20 protein-coding genes and 2 tRNA genes are annotated in these 20,862 nt (G+C 71.1%); 13 read left to right on the forward strand and 9 right to left on the reverse strand.

Features of this window, described 5'->3' with window-relative positions; genetic code table 11:
- The first annotated feature begins 51 nt into the window (after positions 1 to 51).
- The 12 genes from H9L21_RS00055 (at position 52) to H9L21_RS00110 (ending at position 13,139) form a co-directional block, all read left to right on the forward strand.
- The gene (locus H9L21_RS00055) at positions 52 to 1,092 is read left to right on the forward strand and encodes a 2-hydroxyacid dehydrogenase (protein WP_222865806.1); all 1,041 of its coding nucleotides are present in this window, start codon (positions 52 to 54) and stop codon (positions 1,090 to 1,092) included.
- Positions 1,089 to 2,537, forward strand: a complete 1,449-nt coding sequence (locus H9L21_RS00060; RefSeq protein ID WP_154597266.1) for an FGGY family carbohydrate kinase — start codon at positions 1,089 to 1,091, stop codon at positions 2,535 to 2,537. Before H9L21_RS00055 ends, H9L21_RS00060 begins: the two co-directional genes overlap by 4 nt.
- Positions 2,534 to 4,027, forward strand: a complete 1,494-nt coding sequence (locus H9L21_RS00065; protein WP_187411629.1) for an FGGY-family carbohydrate kinase — start codon at positions 2,534 to 2,536, stop codon at positions 4,025 to 4,027. The genes H9L21_RS00060 and H9L21_RS00065 overlap by 4 nt, the downstream gene beginning before the upstream one ends.
- Positions 4,024 to 4,632 (forward strand): histidine phosphatase family protein, encoded by a 609-nt coding sequence (locus tag H9L21_RS00070; protein ID WP_154597264.1) that lies wholly within the window; start codon positions 4,024 to 4,026, stop codon positions 4,630 to 4,632. Before H9L21_RS00065 ends, H9L21_RS00070 begins: the two co-directional genes overlap by 4 nt.
- 194 nt (positions 4,633 to 4,826) lie before the next feature.
- On the forward strand, positions 4,827 to 6,812 hold the full coding sequence (gene gyrB / locus H9L21_RS00075; RefSeq protein ID WP_187411630.1) for a DNA topoisomerase (ATP-hydrolyzing) subunit B: 1,986 nt from the start codon (positions 4,827 to 4,829) through the stop codon (positions 6,810 to 6,812).
- Positions 6,813 to 6,950: 138 nt separating this feature from the next.
- A complete protein-coding gene (gene gyrA / locus H9L21_RS00080) occupies positions 6,951 to 9,446 on the forward strand; it encodes a DNA gyrase subunit A (RefSeq protein WP_230081716.1) in 2,496 nt (831 codons plus the stop codon).
- Positions 9,439 to 10,422 carry a DUF3566 domain-containing protein gene (locus tag H9L21_RS15375; protein WP_255467102.1) on the forward strand — a complete coding sequence of 328 codons (984 nt, stop codon included), beginning with the start codon at positions 9,439 to 9,441 and terminating at the stop codon, positions 10,420 to 10,422. Before gyrA ends, H9L21_RS15375 begins: the two co-directional genes overlap by 8 nt.
- Positions 10,423 to 10,515: 93 nt before the next feature.
- Positions 10,516 to 10,590, forward strand: a tRNA-Ile gene (locus tag H9L21_RS00090).
- A 143-nt stretch (positions 10,591 to 10,733) separates the two neighbouring features.
- Positions 10,734 to 10,809: transfer RNA gene (locus H9L21_RS00095), tRNA-Ala, on the forward strand.
- Between the two features lie 175 nt (positions 10,810 to 10,984).
- Entirely contained in the window at positions 10,985 to 11,512 is a 528-nt protein-coding gene (locus tag H9L21_RS00100; RefSeq protein ID WP_154597263.1) for a hypothetical protein, read from the forward strand.
- A gap of 344 nt (positions 11,513 to 11,856) precedes the next feature.
- A complete protein-coding gene (locus tag H9L21_RS00105) occupies positions 11,857 to 12,405 on the forward strand; it encodes a DUF2238 domain-containing protein (protein ID WP_154597262.1) in 549 nt (182 codons plus the stop codon).
- Positions 12,402 to 13,139 carry a glycosyltransferase family 2 protein gene (locus H9L21_RS00110; RefSeq protein WP_222865807.1) on the forward strand — a complete coding sequence of 246 codons (738 nt, stop codon included), beginning with the start codon at positions 12,402 to 12,404 and terminating at the stop codon, positions 13,137 to 13,139. The genes H9L21_RS00105 and H9L21_RS00110 overlap by 4 nt, the downstream gene beginning before the upstream one ends.
- On the opposite strand, the gene H9L21_RS00115 is transcribed toward H9L21_RS00110, so the two are convergent.
- The 7 genes from H9L21_RS00115 to idi are packed head-to-tail and all read right to left on the reverse strand — an operon-like array spanning position 13,126 to position 18,771.
- A complete protein-coding gene (locus tag H9L21_RS00115; protein WP_187411632.1) occupies positions 13,126 to 14,001 on the reverse strand; it encodes a prenyltransferase in 876 nt (291 codons plus the stop codon). The genes H9L21_RS00110 and H9L21_RS00115 overlap by 14 nt on opposite strands.
- Positions 13,998 to 14,309 (reverse strand): lycopene cyclase domain-containing protein, encoded by a 312-nt coding sequence (locus H9L21_RS00120; protein WP_154597261.1) that lies wholly within the window; start codon positions 14,307 to 14,309, stop codon positions 13,998 to 14,000. The genes H9L21_RS00115 and H9L21_RS00120 overlap by 4 nt, the downstream gene beginning before the upstream one ends.
- On the reverse strand, positions 14,306 to 14,635 hold the full coding sequence (locus H9L21_RS00125) for a lycopene cyclase domain-containing protein (protein WP_187411633.1): 330 nt from the start codon (positions 14,633 to 14,635) through the stop codon (positions 14,306 to 14,308). Before H9L21_RS00125 ends, H9L21_RS00120 begins: the two co-directional genes overlap by 4 nt.
- Positions 14,632 to 16,227, reverse strand: coding sequence for a phytoene desaturase family protein (crtI, locus tag H9L21_RS00130; protein WP_154597260.1), 1,596 nt, complete (start codon positions 16,225 to 16,227; stop codon positions 14,632 to 14,634). Before crtI ends, H9L21_RS00125 begins: the two co-directional genes overlap by 4 nt.
- Entirely contained in the window at positions 16,224 to 17,117 is an 894-nt protein-coding gene (locus H9L21_RS00135) for a phytoene/squalene synthase family protein (protein ID WP_154597259.1), read from the reverse strand. The genes crtI and H9L21_RS00135 overlap by 4 nt, the downstream gene beginning before the upstream one ends.
- Positions 17,114 to 18,151: a polyprenyl synthetase family protein gene (locus H9L21_RS00140; RefSeq protein ID WP_154597258.1), complete on the reverse strand. Its 1,038-nt coding sequence runs from the start codon at positions 18,149 to 18,151 to the stop codon at positions 17,114 to 17,116. Before H9L21_RS00140 ends, H9L21_RS00135 begins: the two co-directional genes overlap by 4 nt.
- Positions 18,148 to 18,771 (reverse strand): isopentenyl-diphosphate Delta-isomerase, encoded by a 624-nt coding sequence (gene idi / locus H9L21_RS00145; RefSeq protein WP_154597257.1) that lies wholly within the window; start codon positions 18,769 to 18,771, stop codon positions 18,148 to 18,150. The genes H9L21_RS00140 and idi overlap by 4 nt, the downstream gene beginning before the upstream one ends.
- Before the next feature lie 111 nt (positions 18,772 to 18,882).
- On the opposite strand from idi, the gene H9L21_RS00150 reads away from it, so the two are divergent.
- Positions 18,883 to 19,401, forward strand: a complete 519-nt coding sequence (locus tag H9L21_RS00150) for a MarR family winged helix-turn-helix transcriptional regulator (RefSeq protein WP_154597256.1) — start codon at positions 18,883 to 18,885, stop codon at positions 19,399 to 19,401.
- 10 nt (positions 19,402 to 19,411) lie between these two features.
- On the opposite strand, the gene H9L21_RS00155 is transcribed toward H9L21_RS00150, so the two are convergent.
- Entirely contained in the window at positions 19,412 to 20,332 is a 921-nt protein-coding gene (locus H9L21_RS00155) for an LLM class F420-dependent oxidoreductase (protein ID WP_154597255.1), read from the reverse strand.
- Positions 20,332 to 20,808 carry a hypothetical protein gene (locus H9L21_RS15325; protein ID WP_154597254.1) on the reverse strand — a complete coding sequence of 159 codons (477 nt, stop codon included), beginning with the start codon at positions 20,806 to 20,808 and terminating at the stop codon, positions 20,332 to 20,334. Before H9L21_RS15325 ends, H9L21_RS00155 begins: the two co-directional genes overlap by 1 nt.
- Positions 20,809 to 20,862 lie beyond the last annotated feature (54 nt).

The following is a 20,862-nucleotide window of genomic DNA, read 5'->3' on the forward strand; positions in this document are numbered from 1 at the left end:
TAACAACAATCTTGTTATCTCGGCGGGGCGTGCGCGCCGCCCTCGGAAAAGGTGAACCCATTGACCACGATCCTCTCGGCCGGCGACCGCTTCGTTCGCCCGGAACTGTTCTCCGACGCCATCCGTGCCGCGGTCGGTGACGCAGTCCCGCTGGACTTCCGGTCGACGTGCTCGGAGTGGCCGCACGAGCCCTTCGGTCCCGTCGAGAACGTCGACGAGGCGTCGGGCACGGTCGACGGCATGATCGAGGCGCTCCGCGGGGTCGAGATCGCCGTCACCCAGCTCGCGCCGTTCTCGCGCTCGATCATCGAGGCGTCGCCCGAGCTCAAGCTCATCGGTGTCAGCAGGGGTGGACCCGTGAACGTCGATCTCGAGGCTGCGACCCGTGCCGGCGTGATCGTCGTCAACGCGCCGGGCCGCAACGCTCAGGCAGCCGCCGAGTTCACCATCGGGCTGATCCTGGCTGCCAGTCGTCGCATCCCGGCCGCCCACGGCGAGCTGGCCCGCGGCACGTGGCGCGGCGACTACTACTCCTGGGAGGAGGCCGGCGGAGAGCTCGCCGGTGAGACCGTCGGCCTGATCGGCCTGGGTGCCATCAGCTCGATCGTCGCGCGCATCCTGCAGGCCTTCGGCGCCACCGTCATCGCGTACGACCCGTACGCCGCGCCCACCGGCGGCGTCGAGCTGGTCGAGCTCGACGAGCTGATCGCCCGCAGCGGGATCGTCAGCCTGCACGCCCGCCTGACCGACGAGACGCGGCACATCCTCGACGAGACGCGCCTGCGCGCGATGCGTCCCGGTGCGGTCCTGATCAACACCGCCCGCGGTGGTCTGCTCGACTATGCGCCGTTGCCCGAGCTGCTCGAGTCCGGTCATCTGCGCGCCCTCGGCCTGGACGTCTACGACATCGAGCCGCCGCCGGCCGACTGGCCGCTGCTGTCCGCGCCGAACGTCGTGCTCTCGCCGCACCTCGCCGGTGCCACGCGCGAGACGGCCGAGCGCGCCGCGTCGATCATCGCCGGCGAGGTCGCCGCGTACCTGGGCGGCGGCGAGCTGCGCCACGTGTGCAACCCGGAGGTGCTCCGGGGATGATCCTCGGCGTCGACATCGGCACGTCGGTCACGAAGGCCGCGCTGATCGCCCGCGACGGTCGCAGCGTGCGATCGGCGAGCCGCCCGTCGGAGCTCCTGCGTGGGCCCGGTGGCGTGGTGGAACAGGACCTCGACGACGTCGTGGCCTCGGTGGTCACCGTCGTCCGCACCGTCATGGACGGCACGGACGAGCCGATCGACGCGATCGCGCTGACCGGTCAGGGTGACGGCCTGTGGCTCCGCGACGAGCACGGTCGCCCCACGCGGCGCGCCATCTCCTGGATGGACGGCCGCGCAGCGGACCGCGTGGCGCGCTGGCGCAGTGAGGGCGTGCTCGACCGCGTGCACGCCCTCACCGGGTCGGGCGTCTTCCCCGGATCGCATGCGGCGCTGCTGGCCCACCTCGCCGAGCACGAGCCCGAGGTGCTGGAGCGCTCCGCCGTCGCCGGCTACTGCATCGATGCCGTGCTGCAGCGGTTGACGGGGGTCGTCTCCGTCGACGCGTCGGACGCGTCGCTGCCCTTCCTCGACGTCCGCACCCGCCGGTACGTCGAGGAGGCCCTCGTGGCGTGCGGCGTGGAGTCGTGGCGTCGCCTGCTGCCCGAGCCCGCCGCGCCCCGGGCGGTCTTCGCCCTGGACGCCACGGGCGCGCAGTTGCTCGGGCTGCCCGAGGGCCTGCCCGTGACGGCCGGTCCGTACGACGTCATGACGTGCGGCATCGGCGCCGGCGCGCGGCGGCCCGGGCAGGGCACCGTCGTGGTGGGCACGACGCTCAGCTGCGAGGCGCTGACCCGCGACGCGACGATCGATCCCGACAGCGAGCCGGCCGGGATGTGGCTGTGCACGCCCGACCCCGACCTGTTCCTGCGGACGATGCCGTCGATGGCGGGCACCGCGGCGATCGCGCACGCCCTCTCGCTGGTGGGTGCCGGCACGGCCGACCTGCAAGGGTTGCTCGAGCAGTCGGCACCGGGTGCGTCGGGGATCCGCGCCCTGCCGTTCGTCTCGGGCGCCGGTGAGCGCGCCCCCTTCGTGGAGCCGCGGGCCACCGGACAGATCCTCGGCATGACGCTGGCGCACGGCCCGGCCGACCTGGTGCGAGCCATGTGCGAGTCCGTGGCCTACGCCGCGCGGCACTGCCTCGAGGCCGCCGGCCTCGACGGTGAGCTCTCGGGATGCGGCGGCGGGCTCGGGACACCGGCCTTCGCCCAACTGATCGCCGACGCCACCGGGCAGGCGCTGCACGTCCCGTACGAGCCGTTCGTCGGCGCGCGCGGAGCGGCGGCCGTGGCCTGGGCGGCCCTGGGCACACCCGTCGACGAGGACGCCTGGGCGGAAGACCGACAGGTGATCACCCCGCAGGACGACCTGCGCGACCGGTTCGAAGCCGGATACGCCGCCTACTTGGCGGACGTCCGTGAAGCACGACAGAGATGGACGGCATGAGCAACGTGAACCCCGTGAGCATCGGCGTGGACCTCGGCACCCAGAGCGTCAAGGTCCTCGCCGTCGGCCTCGACGGAACGGTCCTGGCCGAGGCGGCGCGTCCGCTGACCAGCACCCGGGACGGAGTCCGCCACGAGCAGGACCCGCACGAGTGGCTCGCGGCGACGGCCGCCGCGACCGCCGAGGCTGTCGGCCGGCTCGACCCCGACCAACGCGCCGCCATCGCGGCGGTCTCGCTGTGCGGCACGTCCGGCACGGTGATCGAGGTCGACGCGGCGGGTCGTCCCGCAGGTCCGGCGATCATGTACGACGACGCCCGCGCCGCGGCCGAGGCGGCCGAGGTCGCCGCCGCCGATCCCGCTCGCTGGGACCGGCTCGGCTACCGCATCCAGCCCAGCTGGGGCGTCGCGACGATCGTGCACGCGGCCCGTGGCGGGCTGCCCGCGGGACATCGCTTCGCCCACCAGCCCGACGTCGTCGCGGCCGCGATGTGCGGCGGCCCGGTCGCCACGGACTGGAGCAGCGCGCTCAAGAGCGGGTACGACCTGCTCGAGCTGGCGTGGCCCACCGACGTCCTGGGCGGTCTCGGGGTCGACCCGGGCACTCTGCCCGACGTGGTGGCTCCCGGTGCCCCGCTGGGAACGGTCGCGGCGGACTGGGCCGAGCGGACCGGCATCCCGGCCGGCACCCCGGTGGTCGGCGGCATGACCGACGGCTGCGCCTCGCAGCTGGGCGCCGGCGCGATCGGCGACGGCGACTGGCACTGCGTCATCGGCACGACCCTCGTGCTCAAGGGCGTCACCTCGACACCGCTGAAGGACGACGGCGGCGCCGTGTACTCCCACCGCTCGCCCGTGCCGGGTCGGTGGTTGCCCGGTGGTGCGTCGAGCGTCGGCGCGGGCGCGTTGGGCGCGCTGCTCCCGGGCGCCGATCTACCGGGCCTGACGATCCAGGCCCAACGCCTGTGGGACGACGGCGCCTCCGTCGTGCCGGCCTACCCGCTGACCGGCACCGGCGAGCGGTTCCCGTTCGTGCGCCCGGACGCCGGCGGGTTCGCGCTGGTCGACGGTGTCGAGCGCGACCTGTCCGTCCTCGGCTTCGGGGCCGACGCGTACCTGTCGGTCATCGTCGGCGTGGCCGCGCTCGAGCGCACCTGCATCGACGTGCTGGCCGCCGCCGGCGGCTCGGTCGACGGCCGCTACAGCACCTCGGGCGGGGGCACGCGCAGCGACCTGTGGAACCAGCTCCGCGCCGACATGCTCCAGCGCCCCGTGACGATCCCCCGCTCGGCCGAGCCCGCGGTCGGTGCCGCGATCCTGGCGGCATCGTCGATCGTGGGCGCCGAGACCGAGGCCGACTGGACCGCCCTCGTGCGCGGTATGTCCGGTGTCGCGTCGGTCGTCGAGCCGCGTCGGGAGTCGTCCGAGCGGCTGTTGCAGGTGCACGGCCGCCTGGCCGATGCGTGGCGTGCCCGAGGATGGCTGGCATGACCTCCGTGATCCACCTGGCCCGGCACGGCGAGACGGTCTGGCACGCCGAGAACCGGTACGCCGGCTCCTCCGACGTGGGACTGACCGAGCGCGGGATGGAGCAGGCGCGCGATCTCGGCGCCTGGGCCGCGGCGCACGGGCCGCTCACGGTGCACAGCTCGGACCTGAGCCGTGCGGTCGTGACGGCGACGCCCGCGGCCGAGGCCCTGGGCCTCGAGCTGCAGGTCCGCCCGGCGCTGCGCGAGGTCGACTTCGGTCGCGGCGAAGGGCTGACCCGCGCCGAGATGGCCGAGCGGTTCCCCGACGACCTGGCTCGGTTCCTCGAGCGACCCGCCGAGTCGCCGCTACCGGAGGGTGAGCCCGGCCGGGCCGCCGTCGAGCGGGCGCTGCCCGAGCTGCGTGCGCTGGCGTCGCAGTCCGAGGCGCCGGCCCTCGTCGTGATGCACTCGACCCTGTTGCGGCTCGTGCTCTGCACGCTCGTGGGCATCGATCCGAACCGGTATCGCAGCGTCATGCCGAAGGTGCGCAATGTCGCGGTGACGACGCTGGAGCTCTCCGCCGACGGCCGGTCCGCGGCCCTGCTGGGGTTCAACGTCCCGGTCTGAGCCCGGCCGGAACGACCAGCGGTCCGTGAGGCCCGCGCGGAGGGGTCCGGACGATGGGTGCCTTGGTCGGCCCCCTGGTCGTGACTCCCAGAGGCCGTTATGAGCCGTTCAGCGGCATCTGTGGATGAACATCGGAGCCTCCACAAAAGGTGTCGTGTCGTGAGACGAACAGAATGGCCCCGTATACTGGATAGGTGACCCAGGCGCCCGAGACACCCAGCACGTACGACGCGAGCAACATCCAGGTCCTGGAGGGGCTCGAGGCGGTCCGCAAGCGACCGGGCATGTACATCGGCTCCACGGGTGAGCGCGGTCTGCACCACCTCGTGTACGAGGTCGTCGACAACTCCGTCGACGAGGCCCTCGCCGGTTACGCCACCGAGATCTTGGTGGTCCTGCAGGCCGACGGCGGCGTCAAGGTCGTCGATGACGGCCGTGGCATCCCGGTCGACGAGCACCCCGAGGAGAAGATCCCCGCGGTCACCCTGGTGCTCACCTCGCTGCACGCCGGCGGCAAGTTCGGCGGCGGCGGCTACAAGGTCTCCGGTGGTCTGCACGGCGTCGGCGTCTCGGTCGTGAACGCCCTGTCGTCCAAGCTGTACGTCGAGGTCAAGCGCGACGGCCACCGCTGGACGCAGTCCTTCACGTACGGCGTCCCGGACGGGCCGCTCGTGCGCGAGGAGGAGACCGACGAGACGGGCACCACCACCACCTTCTACGCCTCGGACACCATCTTCGAGACCACGACCTACGACTACGAGACCCTCAAGACGCGCTTCCGCGAGATGGCGTTCCTGAACAAGGGCCTGCAGTTGACGCTGCGCGACGAGCGCCACCTCGAGGACGATGCCGAGACGGGCGTCATCGACGACGTCGAGCGCGAGGTCACCTTCCGCTACGACGGCGGCCTGGTCGACTACGTGAACTACATCAACGTCGGCAGCAAGGCCCCGATCCACCGCGACGTCATCAGCCTCGAGCGCGATGACGAGGCCAACGGCCTGTCGCTCGAGCTGGCGATGCAGTGGAACGACAGCTTCAGCGAGTCGGTGCACACGTTCGCCAACACGATCAACACCCACGAGGGCGGCACGCACGAGGAGGGCTTCCGCGCGGCGCTGACCACCACGGTCAACCGCTTCGCCGAGACCAACAACCTCATCAAGCGCAAGGAAGACCGCCTCACTGGCGACGACATCCGCGAGGGCCTGACCGCGATCATCTCGATCAAGCTGGCCGAGCCGCAGTTCGAGGGCCAGACGAAGACCAAGCTCGGCAACACCGAGGCCAAGGGCTTCGTCCAGCAGGTCCTCAACGACGAGCTGGGTGCCTGGTTCGAGCGCAACCCCGCTGAGGGCAAGACGATCGTCCGCAAGTCGATCGACGCCGCCGCGGCGCGCGTCGCCGCCCGCAAGGCCCGCGACCTGGCCCGCAACCGCAAGGGCTTCGGCTCCGGCGGCGGCCTGCCCGGCAAGCTGATCGACTGCTCCAGCCGCAACCCGGAGGAGTGCGAGATCTTCGTGGTCGAGGGCAACTCGGCCGGCGGCTCGGCGCGCAACGGACGCAACCCCGCGACGCAGGCGATCCTGCCGCTGCGCGGCAAGATCCTCAACGTCGAGAAGGCCCGGATCGACAAGATCCTGCAGAACGCCGAGGTCCAGGCGATCATCAGCGCGCTCGGCACCGGCGTCCACGAGGACTTCGACATCGCCAAGCTGCGCTATCACAAGATCGTGCTGATGGCCGACGCCGACGTCGACGGCCAGCACATCACCACCTTGCTGCTGACGCTGCTGTTCCGGTTCATGAAGCCGCTCATCGACGCCGGTCACGTGTACCTGGCGCAGCCGCCGCTGTACAAGATCAAGTGGACCAACCACCATCACGAGCTGGCCTACTCCGACTCCGAGCGCGACGCCGTCATGGCGGCCGGCCTCGACGCCGGCTACCGGCTGCCCAACACGGCCCCGGTCCAGCGCTACAAGGGCCTCGGCGAGATGAACGCCAGCGAGCTGTGGGAGACCACGATGGACCCCGACGGCCGACTGCTGCGCCAGGTCACGCTGGCCGACGCGGCCGCCGCCGACGAGATCTTCACCATCCTCATGGGCGAGGACGTCGATCAGCGGCGCTCGTTCATCCAGCGGAACGCCAAGGACGTCCGCTTCCTCGACATCTGACCCCATGGACCACCGGTGGTCCGGCAGCACGGTGAGCACAGCGAGCCGCAATAGCCAGGCCACGGAACGAAGGACACAGAAGTGACCGACTCCCCGATCGAAACCGACCGCACCGAACCGGTCGAGCTGCAGGACGAGATGCAGCGGTCGTACATCGACTACGCGATGAGCGTCATCGTCTCTCGCGCGCTGCCCGACGTGCGCGACGGCCTCAAGCCGGTGCACCGCCGCGTCCTGTACGCGATGTACGACGGTGGCTACCGCCCCGACCGCGGTTTCAACAAGTGCAGCCGCATCGTCGGTGACGTCATGGGTCAGTACCACCCGCACGGCGACTCGGCGATCTACGACACCCTCGTGCGTCTCGCGCAGCCGTGGGTGATGCGGGCGCCGATGATCAGCGGCCAGGGCAACTTCGGCTCGCCGGGCGACGATCCCGCGGCCGCCATGCGGTACACCGAGTGCAAGCTCGCGCCGATCGCCATGGAGATGGTCAAGGACATCGACGAGGAGACCGTCGACTTCAAGGCCAACTACGACGGCCGCTCGCAGGAGCCGACCGTCCTGCCGGCGCGCATCCCGAACCTGCTGGTCAACGGCTCGGCCGGCATCGCGGTCGGCATGGCCACGAACATCCCGCCGCACAACCTGCGCGAGGTCGCCGAGGGCGTCCAGTGGGCGCTCGAGCACCCCGAGGCCTCCCGCGAGGAGCTCCTCGAGGCCCTGCTGGAGCGCATCAAGGGCCCCGACTTCCCGACTGACGGCCTGATCGTCGGCACCAGCGGCATCGAGGACATGTACCGCACGGGTCGCGGCTCGGTCCCGATGCGCGCCGTGGTCAGCATCGAGGAGGACACCAAGGGACGGATGCAGCTCGTCGTCACCGAGCTGCCCTACCAGGTGAACCCGGACGGCCTGATGCGCAAGATCGCCGACCTCGCCCAGAGCGGCCGGGTCCAGGGCATCAGCGACCTGCGCGACGAGTCCAGCGATCGCGCCGGCCGCCGCATCGTCATCGAGATCCGCCGCGACGCCGTGGCGCGGGTCGTGCTGAACAACCTCTACAAGCACACCGACCTGCAGACGAACTTCAGCGCGAACATGCTGGCGATCGTCGATGACGTGCCGCGCACGTTGACCCTCGACGGGTTCATCTCGCACTGGATCACCCACCAGATCAGCGTCATCCGGCGCCGCACCGAGTACCGCCTGCGCAAGGCCGAGGAGCGCGCCCACATCCTGCGCGGCCTGGTCAAGGCCCTCGACCTGCTCGACGACGTCATCGCGCTGATCCGGCGCAGCCCCACCGTCGACGAGGCGCGCCAGGGTCTGATGGAGCTGCTCGACATCGACGAGCTCCAGGCCACCGCCATCCTCGACATGCAGTTGCGTCGTCTGGCCGCCCTCGAGCGCCAGAAGATCATCGACGACCTCGCCGCCATCGAGCAGGAGATCGCCGCCTACAAGCTGATCCTGGCCAGCGAGGCCCGCCAGCGCGAGATCGTCGGCGAGGAACTGGCCGTCATCGTCGACAAGTATGGCGACGACCGACGCACCAAGATCATCGCCGCCGACGGCGACCTGTCCGACGAGGACCTCATCCCCGACGAGGACCTGGTCGTCACGATCACCAAGGGCGGCTACGCCAAGCGCACCAAGACCGATCTGTACCGGGTCCAGAACCGTGGCGGCAAGGGCGTGCGCGGGGCCTCGCTGCGCGGCGAGGACGTCGTCGAGCACGTGTTCTCCACGACGGCCCACCACTGGATCCTGTTCTTCACCACGGCCGGCCGGGTCTACCGTGCCAAGGCGTACCACCTGCCCGAGGGCGGCCGTGACGCCCGCGGCGGCCACGTCGCCGGCCTGCTGGCGTTCCAGCCGGACGAGGAGATCGCCCAGGTCCTGGCCATCCGCGACTACGAGCAGGCGCCGTACCTGGTGCTCGCCACCAAGCGCGGCCTGGTCAAGAAGACCCGCCTCACGGACTACAACAGCCCGCGCCAGGCCGGCGTCATCGCGATCAACTTCCGCGACGAGGACGACGAGCTGGTCGGTGCCGAGCTGGTCTCGCCCGAGGACGACATCCTGCTGATCAGCCGCAAGGCGCAGTCGATCCGCTTCCGGGCCGACGACGAGCAGCTGCGTCCGATGGGCCGCGCGACGTCCGGCGTCACGGGCATGAAGTTCCGCGACGACGACTCGCTGCTGTCGATGACCGTCATCAAGGCGGGCGCCGACGAGGAGGGCAAGGACGACGAGAGCCAGCAGCTCTACGTCTTCACCGTCACCGACGGCGGCTTCGCCAAGAAGACGCGCATCGACGAGTACCGCGTCCAGGGACGTGGCGGTCTGGGCATCAAGGCCATGCAGATCACCGAGTCCCGTGGGGAGCTGGTGGGTGGATTGGTCCTGCGTGACGACGATGACGTCATCAGCGTGACCGAGCACGGCCAGATCACGCGAAGCCTCGTGTCCGGTGTTCCTGTGAAGGGACGTGGCACGATGGGAGTGAGTTTCGTGAAGTTCAAGGGGAACGATCGGGTCGTGACCATCGCGCGCAACACCGATCTGACCGTCGAGGACGCCGCGGAGCCGGCCGAGGAGTCGAACACGAGTGGGGACGACAGTGACTGACCAGAAGCCCGGCGACGGCCAGCAGAACGGCACGCCACAGAACGGCACTCAGCCGAACGGTGCGAAGTCCAACGGTGTGCAGCCCAAGGCCAAGTCGAACGGCACGGGTCCGACGGTCTCGGCACGCCGTCCATTGAGCAAGGCCGAGTACGCCCGCACGACGAAGGCGGCCCCCGACGTCACGGCGGTGATCCCGGCGGTGCGTGACGACCAGCCGGCCCCCGGTGACGCCAAGGCGCCACCGACCGGAGACGACCGTCCCACACAGACGTTCAAGGCCGTCCCGCGTGAGGCACCGGAGAAGAAGCCGGCGCCCAAGCCGCAGCAGAAGGCGGACCAGTCCGCCCCGAAGCAGCAGCCGAAGGCCCGGCCGACCGAGTCCAAGAAGCCGGCCGCCCCTGCCGCGGCCGCCGGTGCCGCAGCTGCGGCCGCGAGCGCGCCCACCGCTCCCGCGCCGAAGGCCCCGGCTCCCGTGGTCCCCCGCCCGGGCGAGCCGAAGCCCGCTCCGGTGACGAAGACGGCGCCGGCCGCGCCGAGCAAGCCTGCTGCCAAGAGCACGCCGAGTACGTCCTCGACCACGTCGTCGGCCCCGGCCGCGGAGTCGGCCACGACCCGCTCGGCCCAGCTCAAGGTCAAGCACGTCGACCCCTGGAGCGTCACCAAGATGGCGTTCGTCGTCTCGGTGTCCCTGATGGTCGTCAGCGTCGTCGCGGTGACGGTGTTCTGGCTCGTCATGCAGATCACCGGCGTGTGGGGCTCGCTGAACGACAGCGTCTCCAACGTGCTCGCCGACGACGCCTCGGGCTTCGACGTCACCGACTACCTCGGCTTCGGCCGGGTCGTGGGCCTGACGCTGTTGGTCTCGAGCCTCAACGTGATCTTCATGTCCGCCCTGGCCACGATCGCTGCTCACCTGTACAACCTCGCCGCCGGGATTCTGGGCGGAATCGAGGTCACGTTCGGCGAACGCCGCTGACCACGGCGGCCGATCGGGTCCGCGCGCGCAGCACGCGCGGACCCGATTGGAAGTCCCCCAGGGGCTTGCGGTAATCTCTTCTATTGCTGCCCGGGGCCTATAGCTCAGCTCGGTTAGAGCGCTTCCCTGATAAGGAAGAGGTCGATGGTTCAAGTCCATCTAGGCCCACCCGAAGGAGGATCGACATGAAGAAGCTCCTCACCCTCGCGGCCGCGGTCGCCGGGGCCGTCTGGTTCTCCCGCCGCCGCAAGTCCGCCGCACAGCCCGATCCGTGGGCCGCGCACAGCGATACGGTCTGATCACTCCCACCAGGGGCCTTGGCGCAATTGGTAGCGCACCTGCTTTGCAAGCAGGGGGTTAGGGGTTCGAGTCCCCTAGGCTCCACCACCTTCCCCAGTCCTTCGATCGCGGGGCTGATCCGGCGCAGGGCGTCTCAGCCGCCTCAGCCGTCACGAACCGTCACCTTCCGACGAGCGGTATCGGTCCCACTGCGGTACCAAGGGTGGAGGGCTCGGCGCTCCAGTGTCGACCGACGCAGCCGCGCCCGTGGAGGAGAAAACCCATGGACAACATCGACACCTGGGTCTGGGTACTGATCGCCGTCGTGGCGGTGTTGCTGGTCGCCGCCCTCGTCTGGGCCCTCACCAAGGGCCGTCAGGCGAAGGAGCAGCGCCGGCTCGAGAAGGAGCGCGAGAACCGCGAGGAGGCCGCACGCCTGCGCGACGAGGCCCATGAAGCCACGGTCACCGCTCGCCAGACGGAGGCCGAGGCCGCCGCTGCCCGCGCGGACGCCGAGCAGGCCCGGCTGGACGCCGAGCGGCTCGAGCAGCGAGCCGGCAAGCTCGAGGGCGAGGCCACCGAGGTCAAGCAGCACGCCGAGCACCACTCGACGCAGGCCGACAAGATCGACCCGGACGTCACGACCGACAAGCACGGCAACGTGACCGAGACGTACGAGACGCGCGAGACGACGACGGCCGCCGACCCCGCGGTCGCCGGTGGCGAGTACCGCGAGACGCGCACGGACGTCACGCGCGACGAGGTCCTGCCGCCCGATCCGGGCCAGGGCCCCGACGCGACGCGTCGCTGACCGACCGATCCACGACCTCTCGGGTGATCCGCCAGCCAGGCGGGTCACCCGATGTCGTCGTGCCGGGTTCAGCAGGCCCATTGCGCGGGTGTCACCTCGAGACCGTCGCGGCGCGGCGCGGTGATCATCAGCGACGTCCCCTCGTCGAGTCCGGGGTCACCCACGACACGGTGACCTCCCCCGGTTCCTTCACGGCTGGGGACGAACCTGTGGACAGACGACGGCGTTGTCCCCAGGTGTGCACAGAGGTGTGGACAAACTACACGCATGTAGTTTCCTGTCATTTCACCGCAGAACGGCCGCCGCGCCCGGCCCGTGCACGACCGGCTCAGTAGGATGGCCGAATGCCGTTGACCGCCCCCGATGTCCTGCGCGCGGCAGGTGTCATCAGCCTCGTCGCGGCGACGATCGAGGGCGGGTGGCTCGGCTTCGCCCTGTTCTTCCTCGTCCTCGGAGCGCTGTTCGTTCCGCGGGCGATCGGCTCGTCACCGTGGCTCGACCTGGCGTACTGCGGCACCCTGCTGCTCGGCGGCTGGGCGGCCCAGCTCGACTGGTACGTGGCCATCCCGGCCCTGGATCTCGTGGTCCATGCGACCGCCACCGGGCTCATCGCCGTCATCACCTGGCAGGTGCTCGTGCGCGCCGACGCGCTGCCCCGGCACCGCGATCCCCGGATCGGCCGTCCCGCGCTCGGCGCCTTCGTCACGACCGCCACGGCCGCCGTCACCCTGGCCGTGCTCTGGGAGTTCGGCGAGTGGCTGGGTCACACGTACCTCGACGAGCGCATCCAGGTCGGCTACGACGACACGATCGGCGACCTGGCCGCCGGAGCGCTCGGAGCGGTGGTCGCCGCGCTCATCGTCAGCTGCACCGACATGGCGGAGCCGCAGTGACCCGTCCTCGTATCTCCGTCGTGATCCCGGTCCACGACGACGCCGTCGAGCTCGGCGCCTGCCTGCGCCTGCTGGCCCGCCAGACCGTGGCGCCCGACGAGGTCGTCGTGGTCGACAACGCCAGCACCGACGCCTCGGTCGAGGTGGCGCTCGCGTACGGAGCACGTGTCGTGACCGAGCCCCGGCTCGGCATCCCCGTCGCCGCGGCGTGCGGCTACGATGCCGCGACCGGCGACGTCATCGCCCGCCTCGACGCCGACTCGCGCCCCGAGCCCGACTGGGTCGCCCAGATCGCGCGAGCCATGTCCGACCCCAGGGTCGACGCCGTCACGGGCCCCGGCCGGTTTCACGACCTGCCCGCCGTCCTGCGACCTCCCGCCGCACTCGTCTACCTGGGTGCCTACTTCGTGCTGACCTACCTCGCGCTGGCGCACGTGCCCCTGTGGGGCTCGAGCATGGCGGTGCGGCGCACCAGCTGGCAGCGGGTCCGCGACGAGGTGCACCGGCTCGACGACGTCCACGACGACATGGACCTGTCCTTCGTCCTCGGACCGGAGTCGGTGATCCGCTACGACCGCGGCCTGCGCGTCGGGGTGTCGGCCCGGTCCCTGCGCGGCTGGCCGCAGTTGCGGCGCAGGATGGGGCGGGCCGTCACGACGCTGCGGCTGAACTGGGCCGTCCGCCCCCCGTGGACGCGTTGGCAGGACCGGATCCGGCGGATCAGCGCAGGCTGATCCAGATCAGCAGCTGGGTCACCAGGAAGCCGGTGAGGAAGTTGAGCCACAGGAACCTGCGCCAGCCCGCATTCGCCTGCTCGCACGTCTCGTCGGTGACCGACAGGAACGGAGCGATGTTCGCGGCGTACGGCAGCACCAGCAGCGCGGCCAGGGTCGCGGGCCACGGCAGCGCCAACAGACACACCCCCGCCAGCAGGTAGGCCGCCAGCGCGAACCACGTGGTGTTGCGGGCGCCCAGCACCGTGCCGATCGAGCCGATGTCCGCCGCGCGATCGGCCGTGACGTCCTGCACGGCGCCGAAGGCGTGGGAGCCGACGCCCCAGAGGAAGAAGCCGACGAGCGCGGCCACGACCGTGACACCGAGTTCGACCTCGTGACCGCGGGCGTCGGCCAGGGCCAGCCCGAACACCGCCGGGCTGACGAAGTGGGTGCTGGAGGTGATCGAGTCCAGGAAGGGCCGCTCCTTGAAGCGCAGGACCGGCGCCGAGTACGCCACCACGGCGAAGATGCTGATCGTGAGGACGAGATTGGACGCGACCGATCCGACGGCGGCGAACAGCACGACGAACGGCACGTTCGAGACCACCGCGGCCCAGATGGTGAGCCGGTGGACGCGGCGGTCCAGGACGACACCTTCGACGCCGCCCTTGCGCGGGTTGCGCAGGTCGGACTCGTAGTCGAAGACGTCGTTGATTCCGTACATGAGCAGGTTGTAGGGGATCAGGAACCACAGGCAGCCCAGCCAGAACAGGGCGTCGGGCCCGCCCCCGGCCAGCAGGTAGGCCGCACCGAACGGGAACGCCGTGTTGACCCAGGACAGCGGACGGGACGAGGCCAGCACCTGTCCCAGAGGGCTCACGCCCGTGCCTCGTCGCGGTCGAGCAGCAGCGTCAGCGCCGACACGAGGACGGTCGCCGCGATCGGCCACGCGAAGTCCTCGATCGGCGCGAGTCCCACGTGGATGCCGATGAGGGACGACTCGTCGAAACGGAACAGGTCCGCAGCGATCATGATGCTGTCGAAGACGGCGGTCAGCACGCACAGAACCAGGGCGGTCAGGCCGGTCGCGGCCCACCAGCGCCGATCCGGACGACGGACGAACACCGCGACGGCCAGGACAGGCAGGGTCACCGCGACGAAGACGGTCGCCAGTTGCAGGTAGGTCATCGGCGCACCGACTCGCGCTGGCGCAGCAGGAGACCGAACAGTCCGTGCAGCACGCCGGTGACGTAACAGAGGAAGACGATGAAGAACAGCTCCTCCAGCGGCAGGTGCGGGGCGAGCTCGATGCCGGTCATCGCGGGCGACTCGCCCCTGCCGTAGACGCCGATCTCCAGGGCCACGAGGTCCCAGACGAGGAAGAAGACGAAGCCGGAGGCCAGGACGGCGAGCGCGACGCGCGGGCCGCGGAACGCGAAGAGCCGCCACCGGTGGTCGACCAGACCCATGCAGAAGCCCGCACCGATCACCGAGGCGAGGTAGAGCCAGCTCACGCGACCACCGTAGTGCCGATTCCGGGTTCGGGTGAGGGTCCGGCGGACCGGTCGCCGCGCAGGCGCTTGAGCACCAGCTCGGCACTGATCAGGCACATCGGCAGACCGATGCCCGGGATCGTGCTGGATCCGGCGTACAGCAGCCCGTCGACACGACGCGAGGCGTTGTTCGCGCGCAGGAAGGCGCTCTGGCGCAGCACGTGGGCCGGGCCGAGCGCGCCGCCGGACCAGGCGTTGAGGTCGTCGGCGAAGTCCCGGGGCCCGACCGTGCGGCGGACGACGACACGCTCGGCGAGGTCCGGCACGCCGGCCCACTGGGCGATCTGGCCGATCGCCGCGTCCGCGACCTTCTCGACCGCGGGGTCGCCGGCGCCGTCGATCCCACCCCGCCCGAGCCGGACGTCGGCGGGCACGGGCACCAGGACGAACACGTTCTCGTCGCCCGCGGGAGCCACGGAGGGGTCGGTGGCCGAGGGCCGGCAGACGTAGGACGACGCCGGGTCGGGGACGCGGCCGGGACGGCCGAGGACGTCGTCGAAGTTCCGGTCCCAGTCGCTGGTGAAGAACATCGAGTGGTGCGCCAGCTCGGGCAGGCGACCCTGCACTCCGAGGTAGGCCAGGACGGCACCCGGTCCGGGATCGCGACGTTGCCACCACGACTCGGGGTACGTGCGCAGGTGCTCGGGCAGCAGCCGGGTCTCGAGGTGGTGCAGGTCGTTGGCGCCGACGACGACGTCGGCGGGTACCTGCTCGATGCCGTCGGACGTCCGTACGGTGACGCCGGTGACGCGGGCCTGCCGCCGCGACGGACGCCGCCGGTCGCCACGCTCGGTGTCGATGCCGACGACCGTCGCGCCGGTGTGGATGCGGACCCCGCGCGAGACGGCCAGGGCCGCGATCGCGTCGATGATGGTCGAGAAGCCGCCCTGGGGATAGCGGACCCCGTCGGCGAGGTCCATCCAGCTCATCAGGTGGTACATGCTCGGCGTCCGCGAGGGCGAGGAGCCCAGGAAGACGGCCGGGTACCCCAGTACCTGCCGCAGGCGCGGATCGGCGAACCGCGACCCGACGAACGACTCCAGGGAGCGGCCCAGCAGCTCGGCGAGGCGCGGCAGGCGTCGCACCACGTCCGGGTGCGCGAGGTTCGTCGGCCGGTCGAAGCTCGTGTAGAGGAAGTGGTCGATCGCCATCTGGTGCGTGTCGCTGCCCGAGTCGAGGTACTCCTCGAGCCGGGCGCCCGCCCCGGGCTCGAGCGACTCGAACAGGGCGACGTTCTCGGCGCGGGTGGCGCGCACGTCGACGGGCTGGTCACGGCCCTCGAAGAAGACCCGGTAGCCGGGGTCGAGCCGGACGAGGTCGAGCTGCTCGGCCGACGTCGTGCCCAGCAGGCGGAAGAAGTGGTCGAAGACCTCGGGCATCAGGTACCAGGAGGGACCGGTGTCGAACCGGAAGCCGCCACTGGCCCAACTGCCGGCGCGGCCCCCGAGCTCGGTCCGCTGCTCGAACAGGTCCACGGACCACCCGTCGGCGGCCAGCAGTGCGGCGGTGGCCAGGCCCGAGATGCCGCCGCCGATGACCGAGACGCGGCTCATCCGGCGCCCACCATCACCGCTCGCGCCACGATGCGCGCCTTCACCGGTCCGGGGACGCGGATGCGCTCGGTCCGGATGCGCTCGGGCGATGCGGCTCGCAGCCGGTGGGACAGCTCGGCGAAGAGCGCGTGGGCCGCAGCGACGGCACGACGACTGCCGACGGGAAGAGCCGGGATGACCGCGGCCGCGGCCCCCAGGTCGGCGTCGATGTCGTCGAGGAACCGGTCGCGCGCGGCCTCGTCGAAACGGTCGGGGTCCAGGCCCGGGAAGTAGCTGCGTCCCAGCTGGTCGCGGTCGGCGGCGAGGTCGCGCAGGAAGTTGACCTTCTGGAACGCGGCGCCCAGCCGCCGGGCGCCCGGAGCGAGGGCGGCGTACTCGCGGTCCGCCTCGGGGCGCCCGGTGAGGAAGGCTCGCAGGCACATCAGGCCGACGACCTCGGCCGACCCGTAGACGTACGCCGCGAAGCTGGCCTCGTCGTGCTCCACGCGGAAGAGGTCGGTGCGCATCGAGGCGAAGAAGGGATCGACCAGATCGGTACCGATGCCGCACGACCGCGCGGTGCGGGCGAAGGCGTGCACCACGAGGTTCGCGCTGTGCCCCGTGCGCAGGGACTCGTGGACCTCGGCCTGCAGCGCGTCGATCAGCCGCAGCTGGTCGGCCGGCTCGCCGAGAGGGCGCGGCGCGTCGACGATCTCGTCGGCGACCCGGACCAGCGCGTAGATGTTGCGCACGCGGGTGCGCACGGGCCCGTTCAGCAGGCGCGAGGCCATGCCGAACGAGGTCGAGTACCGCCTGATGACCAGCGCGGCGCTCTTCTCGGCGACCTCGTCGTACAGCTCGTAGCCGGTCGTGGGCTGCTGGTCGCGGTCGTGGGTCCAGGGTGCGCTCATGCGGCACCGGCCCGCGTGGACGGGACGTCGCTCCACGCATGGGTCAGGAGCGGCTCGAACAGGGCCGCGTCGAGCCCGAGCGAGCGGGACTGCTCGCGGGCGATCTCGATGTGCTGGTCGGCCAGCTCCTCGATGTGTCCGCGCGAACCGCAGGACTCCAGCAGCTCGCGCACGGTGGCCGCGGTGGTCTCGGTCAGGTGCGGGTCGCCCAGGTGCGGGGCGATCCGCGGCCACGAGGAGGTCTGCGAGGCGTGCACCATCAACGGGGTGCGCTTGCCCTCGCGTAGGTCCCCCAGCCGGTCTTTTCCGGTCTCGATCGGGTCGCCGAAGATCGCGCGGACGTCGTCGCGCAGCTGGAAGGCGATGCCGAGGCAACGACCGATCTCGCCGAGTGCCGCGACGTCGTCGTCGGTGGCGCCGGCCAGCACGGCCCCGGCCTGCATCGGCAGCACGAACGAGTAGGCGGCCGTCTTGTGCTCGGCGACGGCGAGGGCCTCCTGGGCATCGGGCATCCGCGGACTGAGCGCCAGCCGGACGTCGGCCAGCTCGCCGGCCGCCGACGCGTGCAGCGTGTCGTCCAGCAGGTCGAGGAGTCGCCCGGTCGTGTGCGCGTCGGCACCGCACGTCGCGACCGCGCGGATCGCCGCCGCCAGGGCGAGGTCGCCGGCCAGGATCGCGCCGGCGCGGGTGTAGGTGTCCTGGTCGTCGGGCGCGGTGTCGAGCGCGATCGCGTCGGCGCGGAACCAACCCGGGACGCTGGGCCGCCCACGGCGGGTGTCGTCGTTGTCGATCACGTCGTCGTGGACCACGAAGGCGGTGTGCAACAGCTCGGTGGCGGCGGCGGCCCGGTCGACCACGGACTCGGGCTGGGTGCCCGCGAACGCGGTGTGCACGCTCGTCACGAGCCAGGGCCGGAAGCGCTTGCCTCCCGAGGTGCCGACCTCGACGGCGGCCATCAGGGCGCCGTGGTCGCGGCTCAGGTCGGGGACCTGGGCCGGACTCACCAGGTCGTCGAGCTCGTCCTGCAGGCTCATGGTGCGGTCTCCGTCCCGACCGGGCGCAGCAGGTGCCACGCGTCGGACTCGTCGAGCGCGCGGGTCTGGGCGACGAGCCACGGGCTGACCGCCCACGGGGCGACGCGGATCGTGTCGCGCAGGTCATCGACGGTGATCCACGCCAGCTCGGCGACCTCGTCGGGATGCGGCGTGACGGCGCCGTCGGCGCGGGCGACGAAGACGGGGCAGAACTCGTTCTCGACCACTCCGGCCGCATCGACGGCACGGTAGGAGAACTCCGGCAGGACCGGGCGGATGTCGTGGGTGTCCACACCGAGCTCGCTGCGTCCATGGCGGCGCACGGCGTCCAGGAGCGACTCCTGTGGGCGCGGGTGGCCGCAGAAGGAGTTGGTCCACACGCCCGGCCAGGACCGCTTGGTCAGGGACCGGCGGGTCACCAGCAGCCGGTCGTCGGCGTCGAAGAGGTAGCAGGAGAAGGCCAGGTGCAACGGCGTGTAGTGGCTGTGGACGGCCGATCGGGAGGCCGTGCCGCGGGGCTGGTGGTCGTCATCGAGGAGCACGACGAGGTCCCGCGGGTCGCCCGGGGGCAACCGGTCGGGCTCGGGGCTCGCCGAGTTCTGGTGCAGCACGGTCTCCATGGGCGCCTCCTCGACGACCCTTGCAGATTATTGCTAAGCAATCTAGATATCAAGTTCTAAAAGAAAGTGTAGTCTGTGCAGGTGTCGTCGCACCACCCCCAGAACCCTCCGATGACGCACGAGTACACCGACGACGAGCGCGCCTTGCTGCGTGCGGTACGCCACCTCGTGCGGGCCGACCGTGACATGCGGGCGCGGCTGAGCGCCGCCATGCACGTCAATCCGACCGACCTGCGGTCGATCAGGCACGTCATGCGCGCCGTGGAGCCGGACACTCCGGACACTCCGGACACTCCGGACGCGCCCCGGGCGTCGCCCGGTGGCGTGACGCCGCGGAAGCTGGCCGATCACCTCGGCATCTCCACCGCGGCCGTCACGACCCTGGTCGACCGGCTCGTGGCCTCGGGTCATCTGACGCGGGCCCCGCACCCGACGGACCGGCGGTCGGTGATCCTCCTGCCGACCGACCTGGCCCGCAGCCAGATGGACGCCCACCTGGCCGACATGCACGACCGGATGAAGAAGATCGCCGCCGCCGTGCCCGAGAGCGCGCGGCCCGCGTTGATCGAGTTCCTCGAGGCGCTGACCCGCGAGATGGAGCGGGACCGGCTCGACGTCACCCGGCCGTGACCCTCGCGGCTCAGACGTGGGGCAGGATCTCCTCGGCCACGAGCCGCAGGTGGTCCAGGTCGGACAGGTCCAGCACCTGCAGGTAGATCCGCTCGGTCCCGGCGTCGGCGAACTGCCCGATCCGCTCGAGGATCTCGGCCGGGGTCCCGGCCAGGCCGTTCTCGCGCAGCTCATCGACCTCACGGCCGATGGCGGCGGCCCGGCGCGCGATCTGCGCCTCGTCCGCGCCGGCGCACAGCACGAGCGCGTTGGAGTACACGAGCGAGTCGGGATCGCGCTCGGCCGTCTCGCACGCCGAGCGCACCCGCTCGAACAGGGTGCGGGTCTCGTCGACCGAGACGAACGGGACGTTGAACTCGTCGGCGAACCGCGCCGCCAGGGCGGGCGTGCGGCGCTTGCCCTTGCCGCCGATGATCACCGGCACGCGGTCCTGGACCGGCTTGGGCAGGGCCGGCGAGTCCTGCACCTGGAAGTGCGTTCCCTCGAACGAGAACGCACCCGAGGTGTCGGCCCACAGGCCCGTGATGATCTCGAGCTGCTCCTCGAGACGGTCGAAGCGCTCGGGCGTGGCGGGGAACGGGATCCCGTACGCCCGGTGCTCGTCGTCGAACCAGCCCGCACCGAGCCCCAACTCGACGCGTCCACCGCTCATCTGGTCGACGCCGGCCACGCTGACCGCCAGCGGCCCGGGCAGGCGGAACGTCGAGCTGGTGACGAGCGTCCCGAGCCGGATCGTCGAGGTCTCGCGGGCCAGACCGGCCAGCGTGATCCAGGCGTCGGTCGGACCGGGCAGCCCGTCACCACCCATGGCGAGGTAGTGGTCGGAGCGGAAGAAGGCGTCGAAGCCGAGCCGCTCACTCTCCTGCGCCACGGCGAGCAGGTCGTCGTAGGACGCGCCCTGTTGGGGCTCGGTGAAGATCCGCAGGTGCATCAGGGGCGAGAACCGTCGACGGTGTCGTCGGCGCCCAACGGGTACGGCTGCGAGGCGAGGTCGTCCGAGCCCGCCTCGTCGATGTCGAAGGCGGCGGCGGCGTCGGCCTCGGCGGCGTCGGCGCGCAGGCCTTCGCTGCTGGTGCTGTACGCGGGAGCGGCCGCATCGGCATCGGCCGCGGCGGCCGACTGGCTGGACGAGGTCGAGGACGCGTCGTCCTTCGAGAAGTCGGCGGCGGTCTTGACCTTCTCGGTCACGGTGCTGGTGACGTCCTTGGCGGTCTCGGCGGCGCGGTGGCCCACGTCGCTGGCGGTGGTCTTCGCCGTGTCCTGCGCCTTCTGGGCGGTCGCCTGGACCGGTTCGGTGTTCCAGACCTTCTCGGCCTGCTGCTTGATCTGTTCGTAGCGGCCGCGGCCGGCACGGGTTCCGAGGACGTATCCGACGCCGACAGCGGTCAACAGCGCGAGCTTCTTCACGGGGGCACTCCTTGGATCGAGGTGGGTTCGCCCCCATTGTTGCCCGATTCGGCG

It is taken from the genome of Aeromicrobium senzhongii (assembly GCF_014334735.1).
Classification (GTDB): domain Bacteria; phylum Actinomycetota; class Actinomycetes; order Propionibacteriales; family Nocardioidaceae; genus Aeromicrobium; species Aeromicrobium senzhongii.

What these genes read in the sequence shown, in the direction of transcription:
- H9L21_RS00140 (WP_154597258.1), bottom strand. Translation starts at nt 18,151, where the DNA reads ATGAGCCTGCAGGACGAGCTCGACGACCTGGTGAGTCCGGCCCAGGTC.
- idi (WP_154597257.1), bottom strand. Translation starts at nt 18,771, where the DNA reads ATGGAGACCGTGCTGCACCAGAACTCGGCGAGCCCCGAGCCCGACCGG.
- H9L21_RS00135 (WP_154597259.1), bottom strand. Translation starts at nt 17,117, where the DNA reads ATGAGCGCACCCTGGACCCACGACCGCGACCAGCAGCCCACGACCGGC.
- H9L21_RS00100 (WP_154597263.1), top strand. Translation starts at nt 10,985, where the DNA reads ATGGACAACATCGACACCTGGGTCTGGGTACTGATCGCCGTCGTGGCG.
- H9L21_RS00155 (WP_154597255.1), bottom strand. Translation starts at nt 20,332, where the DNA reads ATGCACCTGCGGATCTTCACCGAGCCCCAACAGGGCGCGTCCTACGAC.
- crtI (WP_154597260.1), bottom strand. Translation starts at nt 16,227, where the DNA reads ATGAGCCGCGTCTCGGTCATCGGCGGCGGCATCTCGGGCCTGGCCACC.
- H9L21_RS00105 (WP_154597262.1), top strand. Translation starts at nt 11,857, where the DNA reads ATGCCGTTGACCGCCCCCGATGTCCTGCGCGCGGCAGGTGTCATCAGC.
- H9L21_RS00060 (WP_154597266.1), top strand. Translation starts at nt 1,089, where the DNA reads ATGATCCTCGGCGTCGACATCGGCACGTCGGTCACGAAGGCCGCGCTG.
- H9L21_RS00065 (WP_187411629.1), top strand. Translation starts at nt 2,534, where the DNA reads ATGAGCAACGTGAACCCCGTGAGCATCGGCGTGGACCTCGGCACCCAG.
- H9L21_RS00120 (WP_154597261.1), bottom strand. Translation starts at nt 14,309, where the DNA reads ATGACCTACCTGCAACTGGCGACCGTCTTCGTCGCGGTGACCCTGCCT.
- gyrA (WP_230081716.1), top strand. Translation starts at nt 6,951, where the DNA reads ATGCAGCGGTCGTACATCGACTACGCGATGAGCGTCATCGTCTCTCGC.
- H9L21_RS00070 (WP_154597264.1), top strand. Translation starts at nt 4,024, where the DNA reads ATGACCTCCGTGATCCACCTGGCCCGGCACGGCGAGACGGTCTGGCAC.
- H9L21_RS00150 (WP_154597256.1), top strand. Translation starts at nt 18,883, where the DNA reads ATGACGCACGAGTACACCGACGACGAGCGCGCCTTGCTGCGTGCGGTA.